The following is a 16,084-nucleotide window of genomic DNA, read 5'->3' on the forward strand; positions in this document are numbered from 1 at the left end:
TCCTGGCCCGGGGTCACCGTCTTCGGCCCGACCGCGAACGAGACCAGCGCAGGCGTCGCTGAGTCACCGGATGCTCCCAAGGCAGGGGCGCCGACGCCCAGCGCTAGAACCGCCGAGAGCGTTGCGAAGAAGCAGCGAAGAAAGGCCACAAGATCCCCCGAGACTGGCGGCCCGGACAACCGCTCCGTCCCCGCCCACCGAATTCAGATTGCCGAGGTTGAGACGATCGGCCGGGCGATGCTATCCGAAGCCTTGGGCAGACGTCCCATCTTCTGTGCCGATCGCACCCAGGCGGACAGAGCGTTGCCTGAGTAGGCTCCAGGCGCGTGGTGTCGGGGCCCCACCTTCCTCCCAGACCTGAGAGCGCACCTGACGAGCGCAAGACCAGGTCCCGACACCACCCGTCGGCCCCGACCCGCCGCGACGGACGGATTGGGCCACAGAGCGACGTCGTCGCGACACGTGATGGTGATCCAGTCGGACGACACGAGTGGCGCTCGGACGTTCCGATACTCAGATCGGCGCATTCCGCGGGCAAGACCGCCGGCGGCCGAGAACGCCCCAAACCCACAGGTCACAACTGATCTCCTGACCCCCCAGGGGCCCGGGGGTCAGGAGATCAGTCGGGAGAACGTTCACCAGAACACTCGTGCGGTTCAGTTCACCCAGCCTGAGCCACGAGAACCTTAGCCCGCTGCGCCGGCCCCCGCCGCTGGGGACCCGTCTGTCGCCACTCGAACAGTCCCGGGTCGGGCGGGCCGACGTCAGCCACTCTGGCCGAGCCCGCCACAATGGAAACAATCTGCCGCTGCCGAGGCCGCCGGACCGATGTGTCGTTAGCGCACGGCTCGCAGATCGCGATTACCAAAAACGACGTCGCTGGGGTTCGGGCCTTCCGTGATGAGCTGTTCGCAATGCTTGCACCGCGGGGATGACCTTGCGGTCATAACCGCTGCGGACAGACCAGTCCCGGCGTGCGCACGTTCGCCGCTGCCGGCCACACCCTCAAGCTCGACCCATCGAGTCCGGCTGGTCTGGGAGGAGCCAGATCTCGTCGCGGGTGCCGGGTGAGCCCCCGAACGTCGGGCAACGCACCCCGGGCACGGTCTGCACGTCGAAGATCTCTTCCACGCCGTTGGCGAACTGCAGCGTCGCGACGGTGTTGCCCGTGCTGAGCTCGATGACCCCCACGCCGCACTTGAGCTGCTCGTGGTAAGCCGCGATCGGCGCGCCCCCGAAGGTTGCTGTCTCCCGAATCCTCGACAGTCCGACGAACGCGAGGTCGCCATGGAAGGCCAGTCCCCGGGCATACCCGGGGAAAACTGCGACTGGCTCGCGTTGCCCGGTGGCGACATCGACGCGCTCGAGCCGGCCCAGCCCGGAGTTGAGCACGAACAGGTTGCCGTCATGCCAGCGCGGCGAGTGCGGCATGGCCAGACCAGCGGTCACGACCTCCCCGGTGCCCACGTCCAGGATGGCACCACTGTCGTTGCGCACCGTGCGCCACCCACCCGGATCATCGGTGGTCGCCATCACGGTCACGTAGGCGGGTTGTCCGTCCCGCATGCCCAGACCGTTGAGGTGGCATCGGTCCTGCGGAGCCAGCTGGGAAACGAACCGCGGGCGCCAGCGCGGCACGAAGCTGAAACGAGGATCAAGACCGGCCAGACAGGAGAACAGCGTGTTGACGATCCACAGGTCAGGCTCCCCGCTCGTTCCGGCGCCCCAGGCGATCTCGTGGCACTGGATGGCGCCGGTGACGCTCGAGGACTGTGGCAGCCAGCACCTGTCGTACCGGCCGGCGGGTGAGATGCCGTGGGCGAGCTCGGCGTGCCCACCCAGCGACCAGATCTGCCCTTTGCCCGCCACCGCGATGCGGTCTGCTCCGACGGCGATGCCCATGGCTTGGTCGAACCCGCGGAGGGAGAGACACAACTCCCCCTCAGCCACGCCGGCGGCGACGAGCTGACCGGCTTGGTAGGTCGACACCAGCAGCGCACAGCCGGTTCCCTCGAGCACGTCGGGAAGATGGTCGCTGTAGTGATACCGGACCTCCGTCGCCCGAACACCGTCCGGGGAGACCGGTGGCAGCGGTGCCGTGGATGTCACATCGGCCTGGCTGGCAGTTGACCCGCGCCGCGCACCGACTGGCGTGCTCACGGCCACCTCGGTGAGCACGGGCAGAGCTGACGCTGCTGGAGCCGACTCACCATGCGATGCCCGACCGCGGTCGAGCGCACCAGGCGCCCCGCTGCCAACGGGAAAGCCGCCGCGGGTGTGCCGGTCGTCGACCCGAGGACGATGCCGCCCGCCACGGCCGCTCTCAAGGGGTCGCTCCGGCCATGTCCGTGTTGATGTCCTTGACCATGACGGTCCCCGCCCGCGTGCCATCGGACTTCCACAACTCCCCGCCGTGAGTGCCGTCGTCTGCGGTGAAGAACAACCGGCTCCCCACTCCGGTCAGGGACTCGGGGTCATGTGCGTAACCACCCGTGACACAGGACCGGATGTCCTTGAGCATCACCGTTCCGGCCCTGCTGCCATCCGACTTCCACAGCTCCCGGCCGTGGATGCCGTCATCGGCGGTGAAGAACAGCCTCTCGCCGGCACCGGCCAGGTATTCGGGCCCCGCGTACCGGTCCGCGCCGGGTGCGGTGTCGCGGACCAGGGCTGTGCCCGCCCTGGTGCCGTCGGACTTCCACAACTCTCGGCCGTGCGTGCCGTCGTCTGCGGTGAAGAACAGCCTTCCGCCCGCCACAGTCATCTCGGAGGGCAGTCCACTGCGCGGATAGCCGTGGTCGATGAGCGGGTCGATGTCCTTCACCAGGACCGTGCCAGCCGCGGTACCGTCCGACTTCCACAACTCCCTGCCGTGGAGGCCGTCATCGGCGCCGGCGAACCACGTTCTCCCCCAACCGATCCCCGGATCCGGGGAGCTGCCCGGGTAGCCCTGGGTATTGATGTCCTTGACCTGGACGGTGCCCGCTCGGGTTCCGTCGGTCTTCCAGAGCTCGCGGTCGTGGACGCCGTCGTCGGCAGAGAAGAACAAGGTCCTGCCGACACTCACCAAGGCCGTCGGACCGTAGTAGTTGGAACCCGGGTAGATGTCCCTGACCAGGACCGTGCCCGCCCGGGTGCCGTCCGACTTCCAGAGCTCTCGTCCGTGAACCGTGTCGTCGGCGGTGAAGAACAACGTGCCCCCGACGGCGGTCAGGGAGAACGGCGAGGGGTTGTAGTGGTAGTAAGGTGGCGCGTTCCCGGGGTTGATGTCCTTGACCAGCACCGTGCCTGCCCGCGTGCCGTCCGACTTCCACAGCTCCAGGCCGTGAGTGCCGTCGTCGACAGTGAAGAACAACTGTCCGGCAGCGGCGGTCAGGTTACGAGGGCCGTACGGACTGCTGTCGGTCCGGATGTCCCTGACCAGCACCGTGCCCGCCCGCGTGCCGTCCGATTTCCACAACTCCCCGCCGTGCGTGCCGTCCTCTGCGGTGAAGAACAACGTCCCATTCACGGCCGTCTCGTAGGAGGGGTTGCTGGTGCCGGCGCCGGGATTGATGTCCTTGACCAGCACCGTGCCCGCCCGGGTGCCATCGGTCTTCCACAGCTCGCCGCCATGCGCGCTGTCGTTGGCATCGAAGAACACCGTTCCTCGCACGGCGGTGATGCCGCTGGGATCGGCCGATGCGGTGCGGGGTCCGGGGCACTGATCGAGCGAGACCCCGAGGCGCATGCCTGCCTCCGCGGCCGCCTCAGCCCCCTCGCCTGGCGTCGCGAAGGCCAGGGACGCGCCCATGCCGGCCAACGTGGTCACGGCGGCCGCGGCGGCCCGCGTGGTCCCTGACCTTCGAGCGCGACGCAGCACCTTCGCCCGCGCAACCCGGGTCCTGCTGGCCTTCTTCTTCGCAGATCGCTGTCGACGGCTCATGGCCCGACCCCCGTTGCGCTCAGGACTTGGCGGCTCCCGACTGCTTCAGGACTGCTGTCCTTTGATCCCCTTCAAGGGTGGCTCGACAACGTCACCGGGTCACTAGTTCAGCAGGACCATTTCGGAGAGCTGGTTGATGATCTCCAGACGTTCCCGTCTCCGCGGCCGCCGACCGCATGACCGCACAGCACGGGGGCTGACCCGGCGGGTGCTGACGTCGGACGGCAGCTTTCGACCCGCTGCTGGTCCGTCCCGCGCCAGGAACGGACGCACCACGATAGATGGCCTGCACGCGGCGAGATGGAAACGATCCTCCCTCCGCGACGGGCTCGGGCACAGGAGGTCGACCGGCGGCGACACCCCAACGGTCCGTCGGGACCGGGCACGGGCCCCGGGTCCCGACGGACCGGCGGGCGTCAGAACCGCGAGCGGATCAGGTAGTTGTCCTGCTGCGGGACGGGAACACCTTCTCCGAGCAGCTTGATCGAGCGGTAGTTCGCGTTGAACGCGACCAGCACCCTGTCGGCCCGCGCGGACACCTCGAAGTAGTCACCGATGAAGGCACCCCCGACCACGGGGTCGGCCTCGCTCTCGTTCGAGACGTTCGTCAGCCGCTGGCGATCTGCGACGGTGCCGTCGGGACGCACCGCGGCCAGCTCCACGTCCTGGCGGTTGTGGAACACGGGGTCGAACCGGTTCGTGTACCAGGCGACCGCGAGGTGGCGACCGCCACGGTTGGCCGAGATCGTCGGGAAGTAGTTGTCGCCTCCGGCCGACAGGGCCTTCGTCCGGCTCCAGGTCGCCCCCTTGTCGTCGGAGAAGCGCAGCTTGACCGCCGGCTCCTCGCAGGTGCTGTCGCCCAGCGGCCTGGCTCGGCAGCCCTCCCACACGACGTAGACCCGCGGCTTGCCGTGGACCATCCTGACGTCACTCTTCGGGTACGTCGCGATGCGGAAGTCGTTGGCGTGCAGCGGTGCGAGGCCGGCGTTCCTCGGCTCCTGCGCGACCAGCCGCGGGGGCCCGAACGTCGTGCTCCCCGGCGGAGCCACCCGCAACCAGAACTTCATCCGCTCCGGCGGCTGGAAGTCGGTGGCGAGGTCGTTGTCCTGCTCCCAGGTGACGTAGGTGCTGCCGTCCGGCGCGATCGTCACGTCCCCGAACTGGATGCTGGGCTGGTCGCCGCTGATCAGGATCGGGCTCGAGCAGCTGAACGACAGGTCGCACCGGACCGCCTTGATGCTGTTGGAGGTGTAGTCGCCCGTGCAGCCGACGTCGGGGCAGACGAACTCCGTGTACACCACCCACACCTGGTGGTTGTCGGCGTGGATCCAGGGCTTGTCCAGGAACACGTGCGGGTCGTCGGACTTCACGACGACCTTGCGGTCCGGCCAGCACGACGGGTCCGTGCCGCCACCGCAGGAGGCCAGCGTCGCCGGCGTGCTCTTGTAGAGCCCGATGCCGTTGGGGAAGAACGTCGACGGGTCGTAGTTGAGGTCCCCCGCGAGCAGCGTGCAGTTCGGAGTGGCCACGTCGATCGGGTCGCCCCCGGACGGGACCATGACCCCGCCCCCGAAGTCGATCGCGGGCAGCAGGCCCTCGTTGCGCACGGTGTCCCCGCCGTCGGACGAGAAGTGCCACCCGGTGAAGTTCTCCTGCGGGTCCAGCAGGCCGCGGTAGTCGTTGGTGCCGCTGAGGACGTACCGGGGCTGCTTGGGACAGCTCGTCACCGACTCCTCGTTCTGCGGCAGCCCGGTGACGTCGAGGTTGAAGACCGCGCCCTTCATCGGGCCGGAGCCGCCGAGAGAGGCGCCGGGAGCCGCGGCCGCCTTGCGAGCGCCGAGCAGGTCGTGCAGGTGCTCGAACCCCGGCCGTACCTCCTCGGGCGCCTCCTCGGGATGCGCGATGAGGTAGCGGGTCAGCGGTCCCGACGACAGCTTGCTCGCCATGGTCCCCAGGGAGTCCGCCGACGATGCCGGCGAAGGGGCCGGAGACGCTCCGGCCAGAGGTGCGGCGAGCAGGGCGAGCGCCCCGACCGCGACCACGTTCCTGATCATGCGAACAGATCTCGTGTGTCCCATGAGAACCCCCGTTCCCTCGATGAACAATGGTCCGACGAGCCACGCTAGGTCGGGAGCGCCCGGAACTTCATGGCCTCGATAGGGGAACTCTCGGCCACAACCGCCCGCCGGCCCCGCAGCGAGGTTGACGACGGCCGCTACGTTGACGACATGGCGCGGGCGCTGCCCTCCGACGGGGCGTGGGACCTGGTGGTCGTGGGCGCGGGCCCGGCGGGCGCCGCGGCTGCGCTGGGCGCCCTCGCCGTCGACCCGGACCTGCGGGTGCTGCTGCTGGACCGGTCCGACTTCCCCCGTGACAAGTCCTGCGGCGACGGGATCGCGCCGCACGTGGTCGACGTGCTGGCAGGCGTCGGCGCGGCGGACGTCGTGGACGGCTGGACGCCGATCCGTCGGCTCGAGCTGTCCCGCGGCCCCCACGAGGTCGCCGGACTGATGGCCCGGGCCGTGTGGGTCGTCCCCCGCGCCGTGCTCGACGCCCGGCTGGTCGACCGGGCGGTCGGGGCGGGCGCCGTCCTGCACCGGCACCGCGTCGGAGGCCTCGCGCGGCACCGCGACCGGGTCGTCATCGACGGGACGGTGACGGCGCGGGTGGTGGTCGGCGCCGACGGCGCCCACTCGGCGGTCCGCTCCGGCCTCGGCGCGGACCGCGTCGGCGCTCGGGCGCTGGCCATCCGCGGCTACGCCCCGACGCCGGCCGCCCGGTCCGCCCGGTCCGCCCGCCAGGTGATCCGGTACGGCGAGCGCCGCCAGCCGTCGTACGCGTGGTCCTTCGACCGCGGCGACGGCCTGTCCAACGTCGGGTACGGCGAGCTCATCGGCGGCGAGGACGCGCCACCGACCCGTGCCCTGCTGCTCGAGCAGCTCGAGCTGCTGCTGCCCGGCAGCGTCGCGGAGGGGCGGCAGTGGCGTGGCCACCACCTGCCGCTGTCGGGGTGGCGGTGGCACCAGCCGGACGGCCCGGTGCTCCTCGCCGGCGACGCCGCCGGACTGGTGAACCCCATGACCGGCGAGGGCATCTTCTACGCCGTCGCCACCGGGGTGCTGGCCGGTCGGGCCGCCGCGCACGCCGTCCGGTCCGGCTCGCCCGGCGGCGCCGGCGCGGCGTACCGCACCCACGTCAGGCGGCGGCTCGCCGGGCACCTCAGGCACACCTGGTCGGCAGCACGGCTCTCCCGCCACCGGGCGGTGGTCGTGGCCGGCATCCGGGCGGCCCGCCGGGACCGCGAGGTCTTCGACGACCTCGTCGAGCTCGGCCTCGGCGACGGCCGGATCACACCCCGGCTGGCCTCCGGGCTGGCCTCTGACCTGACCTCCGGACTCGTCTCCCGACTGGTCGCCCCCCTCAGGCATTCCCAGCGGTGAAGGAGTACCCGTCATGCACATCGACTCGGTCCGCGGAGTCCTGCCGCCGCACCAGTACCCGCAGGAGGAGATCACCGACGCGTTCGTCGGGGTGATCGCCGACGGGTCCCTCGACGAGCGCGTGCTGCGGCGCTTCCACCGCAATGCCGGCGTCCGGCAGCGCAACCTCGTGCTGCCGCTGGAACGCTACGGCCGGCTGGACGGGTTCACCGAGGCCAACGACCTGTTCATCGAGCACGCCGTGAGCCTGGGCGCCCGTGCGGTGACCGACGCGCTCAAGGACGCTGGCCTCACCCCGTCCGACGTCGACCTGGTCATGTGCGCCACGGTCACCGGCCTGGCCGTGCCGACGCTCGAGGCCCGCATCGCCTCCCTCATCGGCATGCGTCCCGACGTCAAGCGGGTGCCGCTCGTCGGCCTGGGCTGCGTCGCCGGCGCGGCGGGGCTGGCCCGCCTGCACGACTACCTGGCGGGGCACCCCGACGACGTGGCGGTCCTGGTCACGGTCGAGATCTGCTCGCTCACGGTGCAGCGCGACGACCTGTCGGTCCCCAACCTGGTCGCCAGCGGGCTCTTCGGGGACGGGGCGGCCGCGGTCGTGGCCCGCGGCAGCGGCGTCGGGCGCGCCGGCGTGGAGGTGCTCGACACGAGGAGCAGGCTCTACCCCGACTCCGAGCGGACCATGGGCTTCGACGTGACCAGCGGCGGGCTGCGCATCGTGCTGGACGCGCAGGTCCCGACGGTCGTCAACCACTACATCCGCGACGACGTCGACGCCTTCCTCGACGGCCACGGCCTGACGCGCGCCGACGTCGAGTGGTGGGTGTGCCACCCCGGCGGCCCGAAGGTCATCGAGGCGCTGGAGTCGGCCCTGGAGATCCCCCGCTCCGCCGTGCAGCTGACCTGGGACTCCCTGGCCCGGATCGGCAACCTGTCCTCCGCGTCCGTGCTGCACGTCCTCGAGGACACCCTGCGCGAGCGGCCGCCGCGGCCGGGCTCGTACGGCATCGTGATGGCCATGGGACCTGGCTTCTGCTCGGAGCTGGTGCTGGCCCGCGCCCACGACCCGATGGAGGCGCGCTCGTGACCAGCCTCGTCGCGTTCACCGTCCTGGTCGCGCTGGTCGGGCTGGAGCGGCTCGCCGAGCTCGTCGTGTCCAAGCGCAACGCCGCGTGGAGCTTCCAGCGGGGCGGGCGGGAGAGCGGAGCCGGTCACTACCCGGTGATGGTCGTCCTGCACACCGGCTTCCTCGCGGCGATGCTGGTCGAGGCGTGGGTACGCCGGCCCGACGTGCCACCGGCCCTGGCCTGGTCGATGCTGCTGCTGGTGCTGGCGTCCCAGGCCCTGCGCTGGTGGTGCATCGCGACCCTCGGCCACCGCTGGAACACCCGGGTGATCATCGTCCCGGGGCTGCCGCCGGTGACCGGCGGGCCCTACCGGTTCCTCCGGCACCCCAACTACATCGCGGTCGTGGTCGAGGGAGTCGCCCTCCCGATGGTGCACGCGGCGTGGATCACCGCGGTCGCCTTCACCCTCGCCAACGCGGTGCTGCTCCGCGTACGCATCCGCGTCGAGGACGACGCCCTCGCCACCCTCCCGCGGAGCACCGCCGATGCGTGACCTGCTCGTCGCCGGCGGCGGCCCGATCGGCCTGGCCACCGCCCTCCACGCCACCCGCGCCGGCCTCGACGTCGCCGTGCTCGAGCCCCGGGAAGGCGTGATCGACAAGGCGTGCGGCGAGGGACTGATGCCCGGTGCGGTCGCGGCGCTCGCCGGGCTGGCGGTCCGGCCGGCGGGACACCCCATCACGGGGATCCGGTACGTCGAGGCACGGCTGGACGGCCGGTCGGCCGAGGCGCCGTTCCGGCACGGCACCGGGCTCGGCGTACGCCGCACCGAGCTCCACGCGACCCTGACCGCGGCCGTCGAGCACGCCGGCGTGCCGGTCCGGCACCGGGCCGTGCAGTCGGTGGAGGACCGGGGGGACTACCTCGTCGTCGACGGCGAGCCCACCCGCTTCCTCGTGGCCGCCGACGGGCTCCACTCCCCCCTGCGCCGGATGCTCGGCGTGGACCGCCCCGCGCGGACCCGCCGCCGCTACGGCCAGCGCTGCCACGTCGCGGTCGCGCCCTGGACGTCGTACGTCGAGGTGCACTGGGCGCCCGTGGGCGAGGCCTACGTGACCCCGGTCGGGCCGGACCAGGTCGGCGTCGCGGTGCTCACCGACCAGCGACGACCGTGGGAGGACCTGGTGGCGGACTTCCCCGCCCTCGCCGAGCGGCTGACGGGCCTGGGGGTGTCGCGGGTCCGGGGCGCCGGCCCGCTGCGCCAGCGGGCCCGACGCCGCGCGGTCGGTCGGGTGCTGCTGGTGGGGGATGCGGCGGGGTACGTCGACGCGCTGACCGGCGAGGGCATCGCGCTGGGCCTCGCGCAGTCGCGCGCAGCCGTCACCGCGATCGCCACCGGGCGCCCGCAGGCCTACGAGCTGGCCGCCCGCCGGCTCGGCTGGCGGCACGAGCTGCTGACCCGCGTGCTGCTGACCTCCACGAGACCTCCCGCCCTGCGCGAGCGGATCGTGCCGGCGGCAGCCCGGCTCCCACGGGTGTTCGGCACCGCCGTCGACCAGCTGGCGAGGCCGGCGTGAGGCCCGGCACGACCGGGGAGCTCGTCGTGCTCCTCGACGAGAGTGGTCGGGCGGTCGGGACTGCGCCGAAGGCGACCGTGCACCACGCCGACACCCCGTTGCACCTCGCCTTCTCCTGCTACCTGTTCGACGGCGGCGGCCGACTGCTGCTCACCCGGCGCGCGCTGGACAAGCCCACCTGGCCCGGGGCCTGGACCAACAGCGTCTGTGGCCACCCCGCTCCCGGTGAGGACGTCCGCGACGCCGTGCGCCGTCGGGTGCGCGCCGAGGTCGGGGTGCGGGCCGAAGCGGTACGGCTGATGCTCCCGACCTACCGCTACCGCGCCGTCATGCCGAACGGCACCGTCGAGCACGAGATGTGTCCCGTCCTGGTGGCGACCACGTCCGACCAGCCGGATCCCGACCCCCGGGAGGTCCACGACACCGCGTGGGTCGACTGGGCCGACTTCCGGAGCGAGGTCCTCAGCGGCGCCCGCGAGGTCAGCCCCTGGTGCGCCGAGCAGGTGACGCTGCTGCCCGAGCGACCGCTGACGGCCCCGACGCAGCCGGACGACGCCCTCCCACCCGCGCTCCTGGAACGTTCGTGACCGCACTGCTGCGGGCCGCTCATCTCGGCCCCGCCCTCGCCGTCGTGGTCCTGTCCGCGTTGCTGGGCGCGGCCGCCGGGCTGGGTCCCGCGCGCGTGGCCCTCGTCAGCCTGGCCGTGCTGGCGGGCCAGCTCTCGGTCGGCTGGTCCAACGACCTGGTCGACGAGGCCCGCGACCGCGCCGTGGCCCGCGCGGACAAGCCCCTCGCGGCCGGCGAGGTGGACCGGCGTGTCGTCCGGCTCGCCTGCGGAGCGGCGGTGGTCGCCACGGTGGTGCTGTCGCTGGCGTGCGGCCTCGCCGCCGGTCTGGTGCACCTGCTCTGCGTGGCCTCGGCCTGGGCCTACAACCTGGGCCTGAAGTCGACGCCGTGGTCGTGGGCTCCCTATGCGTTCTCGTTCGGGGGCCTAGTGGTGTTCGTGCCGCTCGCGGGCGACCCGCCGGACCTCCCGCCGTGGTGGGTCCCGGTCGCGGGTGCCCTGCTGGGGGTGGGCGCCCACCTGCTCAACGTGCTGCCGGACCTCTCGGACGACGAGGCCACCGGCGTCCGGGGGCTCCCGCACCGCATCGGCGCCCGTCGCCTCCCGGCGGTCGCCGTCGCCGTCCTCTCCCTGGGCAGCCTCGTGGTGGTCCTCGGGGCAGGCGTCTCCCCCGCCGCCTCGGTCCTCGCCCTCGGGGTGGTCGCCTGCCTCGGCGCCGTCGCGCTCACCCGTCGCGGCCGGCTCCCGTTCGTCGCAGCGGTCGGGATCGCGCTGACGGATGTCCTGCTGCTGCTGGCCGTCGGCTGACGTCGGCCCGACGGCCCGAAAACGGCGGCCGGGGACCGCCGACGGGGTAGCATGCGCGTCCGGTAGCTCGAGTTCCCCCGGAGATCAGAGTGGGACCCGACAGGCATCTCTCACGTGACGGGTCACCCATGAGTCTCACTGACCGCATCGCCGAGCTGCATCGACTGCACTCGTCCGGCTCCCTCACCGATGACGAGTTCGCCGCTGCCAAGCGTGTGGTGCTCGCGGAGTCATCCCAGAGCCGGAGCTCGGCTCGACCCGCTGACGCCGTACCGTCCACGGGAGCAGATGCGACAGGCTCGCGCGCCCGGCGACCGTGGCTGTTCGTCGCGGTGGGCGTCATGGTGCTCTTCGTCGCGCTGGCGAGTGCATGGGTCCTCGGCACGAGTGGTGGCGATGAGACGCTGACGGCTGATCCGAGCGACCGCGATGTCACGCCGAGCGCGGCTCCCACCCCGGCGCCGTCTGGAACGCCCAGCCCCACGCTGGGCGAGGAGCCGCCACCAGCTCCGGCCGCGCCGTCCGAGACCACGCGGACGGACGCGGAGTGCAAGCAGCTGATGGACGACCTGGTGCTCGACCAGGGTCTCCCGTCGGCCGTTGCATACCCCACGCTGCGCCAAGAGGGCTGCGGCGTCTGGCTCGACGAGCAGCTCGCGGCCGCGCAAACAGCCCAACCCTGATCACTCGACAGCGCACCACCTCAACCGAAGGGAAGCCGTCCTTGGACGTCGTCGCCGAACTCGCCCGTCTCGCAGAGCTGCACGAGGCGGGCGCCCTCTCGGACGAGGAGTTCGCCCAGGCCAAGGCTCGCGTGCTGCAATCCACCGGCGCCGTGCCGGGGACCGACGAGTCGCTCCGTGACGTCTCGACGAGTCAGCCGGCCGGGCCAGTCGCTGGGCGCACCCGACCAAGGACCGCGATGGTCCTCGTCGGTGCCGCCGCGGCCGTCGCCCTGCTGACCGGGCTCGGCGGCCTCGCGCTGGCGCTCACTGGCGGCTCGGACGAGAACAGCACGGCTCGCGACAAGGCCGCCGGGCAGGTCTACGACGCCAGTGATGCTGACAACTTCGCCGCCGTCTCACACAGCTGCGACGAGCTCGAGTCCTGGTACGAGCACCTCCCGCGCGACAACAACAAGCGCGTCGCTGAGCAGTACTGGGACGAGTGCGACAAGGTTCCGCCCCCGGTCCGCTCCTTCGACCTCGCCCCGTGGGACAACGACGCCATGTTCGCCTCGCTCCTCGCCGAGATGTACCCGAAGAGCGACGCTTCTCTGGCGGACGACCTGGTCTCCAACGGTCGACTCCTCTGTGAGAGCGCGCAGCTTGGCATGAAGCGGTGGGAGGTCGACAAGCTGGTGACCGACAACGGGGTGTCCGCCGAGGATGCCGCGACCCTTCTCACCGTCTCGGTCACCACCATGTGCCCGGAGTACGAAGCTCTCCTCAACGCCTCGACGGAGGCGCCGGACGTTCCGACGCGCGCAGAGCTCGCAGCCCAGCTCGACCAGGCGTTCGCCGACAGGTACGGGGACAAGTGGAACCGCCCCACCGACCGCGAGGTCATGCAGACTGCCAAGTCCATCTGCTACGCCGTGGAGAACGGCGACCCCACCGCCGGCGTGCTGTGGTCGACCTACATCGACCTGGGCTACGACAACCTGAACGTGTACGGCGAGGCGGCCGGTATCAGCATGTCGATTGTGTGTCCCGACAGCGTCAGCGACGTCGCCGACTGAGACAGGGCCCCTCTGACGCCAGGCCCTCGGCCCGCGAGGCGGGCGCCACGCGAGACGATCGGGTAACGCTCGCGCGCGTTCCCCGATCCGCGCCCGCGGGGTTCGACGAAGATGAAGGTGCGAAGTCGCCGTACAGGGGGTCCAGATTGCGCAGTCTCGAGTGGTTCGGTTGGTCGTCCAGCGGCCCGAGCCTCGGCCTCGTCCACGCCGCTGGAGCCACCGCGTGACCTCGACGACCACGATCGCCCGGGCGTTCACCGGCACCACGTGTCGGGACCGCCTTCGCCAGGTCCTCGCTGCGATCGACGACCTGGGTGGCGTCGGTCCCGAAGTCCTGCCGCGTCTGGTCGAGGACTCGGCGTGCACTGCCGGGCACGACCTGCACTACGCCAGCCTGACCAGTGGCCTGATCCGCGAGGATGCCGCCGGGATGCTGCGGTTGAGCCGCTCGGGTGATGACTGGCTGCTGGACAACGGCAGGCCCAGTCCGAGCTGGAGGCGGTCGATCGCCGGCGGCGCACCGCCGCTGCGCGACTGGCAGGACGAGGCGCTGAGAGCCTGGTGCGCGCACGCTCGGCACGGCGTGATCGAGGCGGTCACCGGCACGGGGAAGTCGCGGGTGGGCGTGGAGGCCACCCGCGAGGCACTGGCCGACGACTACACCGTGGTCGTCGTCGTGCCCACCGTGGACCTGGTCGCCCAGTGGGTCCAGACACTCAGGCAGAACAACGTGCCAGGCGTCGGTGCGGTGGGTGACGGCAGCAAGGCGTCGTTCCGTACGCACCGTGTTCTCGTCGGCACGGTGCAGTCGCTGTACCCGGCTCCGCCGACGCGGCCCGACGGCAAGGTGCTGGTCGTTGCCGACGAGTGCCATCGCTACGGCGCAGGGCAGTGGCGACGCGTGCTGCATCCGTCGTACCGCCGTCGCCTGGGGCTCACGGCGACCTTCGAGCGCAACGACGACGGCATCAAGGATCTGCTGTCCTACTTCGGCGGCGGGCCGGTCTTCACCATCGGGTTCCAGCGAGCCATCGCCGACGGAGTGGTCGCCCCCTACGACGTGAAGCTTCTCGGCGTCCAGCTCACCCATCAGGAGCGAGCCGAGTACGACGAGGCCGACAGGACCCTGCGTGACACCCGTCTCCAGCTCCTGGCCGCGGACTTCCCGCCCGACCCGTTCGGAGCGTTCCTGCACGAGGTCCAGAGGGCGGCCGAGGACGACGCCGACCCCACCATCACCGAGGTCGCACGTCGCTACCTCAAGGCCTTCTCCCGCCGCATCGACGTCACGACCAACGCTGCGGCGAAGCTCGACGTCGCCCGACGCCTTGCACCTGTCGTGAAACGGTCCGCGGGCTGCATCGTCTTCACCCGACGGGTCGACATGGCCGAGGAGATCGCTGCGGCGCTCGTCGAGTCAGATGTCCGGGCCGAGCCCATCCACAGCGAACTCACCCGGACGCAGCGAGACGAGCGACTCGCCGCTCTCAGGGGCGGCCGGATCAAGGCGCTGGTGGCCCCGACCATCCTGGACGAGGGAATCGACGTCCCCGACATCGACCTCGCCGTGGTGATGGGTGGATCTCGCTCCCGGCGCCAGATGATCCAACGCATGGGCCGCGTCCTGCGTCTCAAAGCCGATCGTCGCAAAGCCACGTTCATCGTCGTGTACGCCGAGAACACGGCGGAAGACCTCACCCTGACCGACGGTGCCGAGGGTTGTCTCGACCTGATCGTGGAAAGCGCGGGCAGCGTCGTGCGGATGGACGGGAGAGACGACCTGCGCGTCTCGGCGCTCGACCCGCCCGAACGTGACGCATCCGGCGCCCCCGCGCTCCATGTTGCGAGTTCCCCAGCGCACGTGAGCACCCACGCCGAGAGCACCAAGAAGCCGGCAACAGTCGAGGATGGACAGCGAGCAATCCTCGACATCGATCCCATGACGCTGCCTATGACGCGCAGGACCCTCCGCGGGTTCACTCATGCGCACGGCTCAGAGGACCACGAGGCCGAGATCGCGCTGCGCCGGATGCTCGCCGATTTCCTGGAGTTCGCCACGATGACCGCGTGGCCGCACCAACTTGGCGCATTCGCCTTGTGCCACCAAGGTCTGGAAGTGGTGGTGACGCCCCACCACTTCGTCCAGTACCTCTCGCGGAGAAACGACGCCTCGACCTGGGACGACCTCAGGGACACGGCACTCCCCCGCCCGGTGGCCCATCCCGGGTCCGAGGACAGGACCAAGACCGCCGACACGCGGGTCACGCAGCGTTCTCATCGCAGCGAGCTGCCCACCCGGCGTACCCGACCGCAGGACGGGCAGAGGTCCCGCCCGACGACATCACCAATGGGGTCCGCGGAGATGCTTCGCCAGCACCCCACAATGCTGCTCGATCTGCTGGACGCCAGGTCGATCGCCGTCGACCTGCCCGTGGTGACGCGTGCATGCGCAGCGTTCGGCCTCGGCGACCCGTTCACCGAGGAGGCGCTCGAGCGAACTCGCGAGGTCCTCGCCGAGGACCTGAGCAGCCATCCCGACGTCACCTCCGTCTTCGGTCGCTTCACCGTCCATGGGCGACGCGCGACCTGGACGATCCGAGGAGACGCGCAAACTGTCCTCAAGATGGAGCCCAGGCGCGGCGGACCAGCACGATCATGCGAGGGCGCACCCCCGGTTCTCCGCACTGAGGAGACATGCCAGCCCGACGAGCGACCCGCCGACGTGGAGGGTGCAGTCGACTGGGTTCAGCACGATGCTGAAGTCCGCGCGTCAGTCTCGCTCGGAGTGCCACCTGACCATGCGGCTGACCCTGGTCTCGCTCGGGATCGGGCACCGGCCGAGGACCTCGTCGAGAGGATCGAGCGCTTGGCGGCGCTCAGGGAGCGCGGTTTGCTGACGGATGACGAGTTCACCGCGGCGAAGGCGAAAATCCTGTTCTGACTGTTGACCCTCGATGCTGGG

At 71.0% G+C, this 16,084-nt stretch carries 12 protein-coding genes; 9 read left to right on the forward strand and 3 right to left on the reverse strand.

From position 1 onward, the window contains the following. Positions 1-1,005 precede the first annotated feature (1,005 nt). The 3 genes from ACFO9I_RS07590 to ACFO9I_RS07600 form a co-directional block, all read right to left on the reverse strand. The gene (locus ACFO9I_RS07590; protein ID WP_379179412.1) at positions 1,006-2,178 is read right to left on the reverse strand and encodes a TIGR03032 family protein; all 1,173 of its coding nucleotides are present in this window, start codon (positions 2,176-2,178) and stop codon (positions 1,006-1,008) included. Positions 2,179-2,323: 145 nt separating this feature from the next. Then, on the reverse strand, positions 2,324-3,793 hold the full coding sequence (locus tag ACFO9I_RS07595) for an ELWxxDGT repeat protein (RefSeq protein WP_379179413.1): 1,470 nt from the start codon (positions 3,791-3,793) through the stop codon (positions 2,324-2,326). Positions 3,794-4,341: 548 nt separating this feature from the next. Beyond that, positions 4,342-5,871 carry a hypothetical protein gene (locus ACFO9I_RS07600; protein ID WP_379179415.1) on the reverse strand — a complete coding sequence of 510 codons (1,530 nt, stop codon included), beginning with the start codon at positions 5,869-5,871 and terminating at the stop codon, positions 4,342-4,344. A gap of 282 nt (positions 5,872-6,153) precedes the next feature. On the opposite strand from ACFO9I_RS07600, the gene ACFO9I_RS07605 reads away from it, so the two are divergent. The 9 genes from ACFO9I_RS07605 (at position 6,154) to ACFO9I_RS07645 (ending at position 16,063) form a co-directional block, all read left to right on the forward strand. Continuing rightward, positions 6,154-7,365 (forward strand): NAD(P)/FAD-dependent oxidoreductase, encoded by a 1,212-nt coding sequence (locus tag ACFO9I_RS07605; protein WP_379179417.1) that lies wholly within the window; start codon positions 6,154-6,156, stop codon positions 7,363-7,365. 13 nt (positions 7,366-7,378) lie between these two features. Further along, positions 7,379-8,452 (forward strand): type III polyketide synthase, encoded by a 1,074-nt coding sequence (locus tag ACFO9I_RS07610; RefSeq protein WP_379179418.1) that lies wholly within the window; start codon positions 7,379-7,381, stop codon positions 8,450-8,452. Then, positions 8,449-8,985 carry an isoprenylcysteine carboxyl methyltransferase family protein gene (locus ACFO9I_RS07615; RefSeq protein WP_379179420.1) on the forward strand — a complete coding sequence of 179 codons (537 nt, stop codon included), beginning with the start codon at positions 8,449-8,451 and terminating at the stop codon, positions 8,983-8,985. Before ACFO9I_RS07610 ends, ACFO9I_RS07615 begins: the two co-directional genes overlap by 4 nt. Continuing rightward, entirely contained in the window at positions 8,978-10,009 is a 1,032-nt protein-coding gene (locus ACFO9I_RS07620) for an NAD(P)/FAD-dependent oxidoreductase (RefSeq protein WP_379179422.1), read from the forward strand. The genes ACFO9I_RS07615 and ACFO9I_RS07620 overlap by 8 nt, the downstream gene beginning before the upstream one ends. After that, the gene (idi, locus tag ACFO9I_RS07625; protein WP_379179424.1) at positions 10,006-10,596 is read left to right on the forward strand and encodes an isopentenyl-diphosphate Delta-isomerase; all 591 of its coding nucleotides are present in this window, start codon (positions 10,006-10,008) and stop codon (positions 10,594-10,596) included. Before ACFO9I_RS07620 ends, idi begins: the two co-directional genes overlap by 4 nt. Continuing rightward, the gene (locus ACFO9I_RS07630; protein ID WP_379179426.1) at positions 10,593-11,381 is read left to right on the forward strand and encodes a UbiA family prenyltransferase; all 789 of its coding nucleotides are present in this window, start codon (positions 10,593-10,595) and stop codon (positions 11,379-11,381) included. Before idi ends, ACFO9I_RS07630 begins: the two co-directional genes overlap by 4 nt. 341 nt (positions 11,382-11,722) lie before the next feature. Continuing rightward, on the forward strand, positions 11,723-12,064 hold the full coding sequence (locus ACFO9I_RS07635) for a hypothetical protein (protein ID WP_379179428.1): 342 nt from the start codon (positions 11,723-11,725) through the stop codon (positions 12,062-12,064). 41 nt (positions 12,065-12,105) lie between these two features. Next, positions 12,106-13,122 (forward strand): SHOCT domain-containing protein, encoded by a 1,017-nt coding sequence (locus tag ACFO9I_RS07640; protein ID WP_379179430.1) that lies wholly within the window; start codon positions 12,106-12,108, stop codon positions 13,120-13,122. 223 nt (positions 13,123-13,345) lie between these two features. Next, entirely contained in the window at positions 13,346-16,063 is a 2,718-nt protein-coding gene (locus ACFO9I_RS07645) for a DEAD/DEAH box helicase family protein (RefSeq protein ID WP_379179432.1), read from the forward strand. The last annotated feature ends 21 nt before the right edge of the window (positions 16,064-16,084 follow it).

This window comes from Nocardioides sp. GCM10023255 (assembly GCF_042653125.1).
In the GTDB taxonomy this organism is placed as follows: Bacteria; Actinomycetota; Actinomycetes; order Propionibacteriales; family Nocardioidaceae; genus Nocardioides.

Coding starts and splice junctions, on each gene's coding strand:
- ACFO9I_RS07595 (WP_379179413.1), bottom strand. CDS start 3,793: ATGGGCGCGTCCCTGGCCTTCGCGACGCCAGGCGAGGGGGCTGAGGCG.
- ACFO9I_RS07600 (WP_379179415.1), bottom strand. CDS start 5,871: ATGGCGAGCAAGCTGTCGTCGGGACCGCTGACCCGCTACCTCATCGCG.
- ACFO9I_RS07605 (WP_379179417.1), top strand. CDS start 6,154: ATGGCGCGGGCGCTGCCCTCCGACGGGGCGTGGGACCTGGTGGTCGTG.
- ACFO9I_RS07610 (WP_379179418.1), top strand. CDS start 7,379: ATGCACATCGACTCGGTCCGCGGAGTCCTGCCGCCGCACCAGTACCCG.
- ACFO9I_RS07620 (WP_379179422.1), top strand. CDS start 8,978: ATGCGTGACCTGCTCGTCGCCGGCGGCGGCCCGATCGGCCTGGCCACC.
- ACFO9I_RS07635 (WP_379179428.1), top strand. CDS start 11,723: ATGGTGCTCTTCGTCGCGCTGGCGAGTGCATGGGTCCTCGGCACGAGT.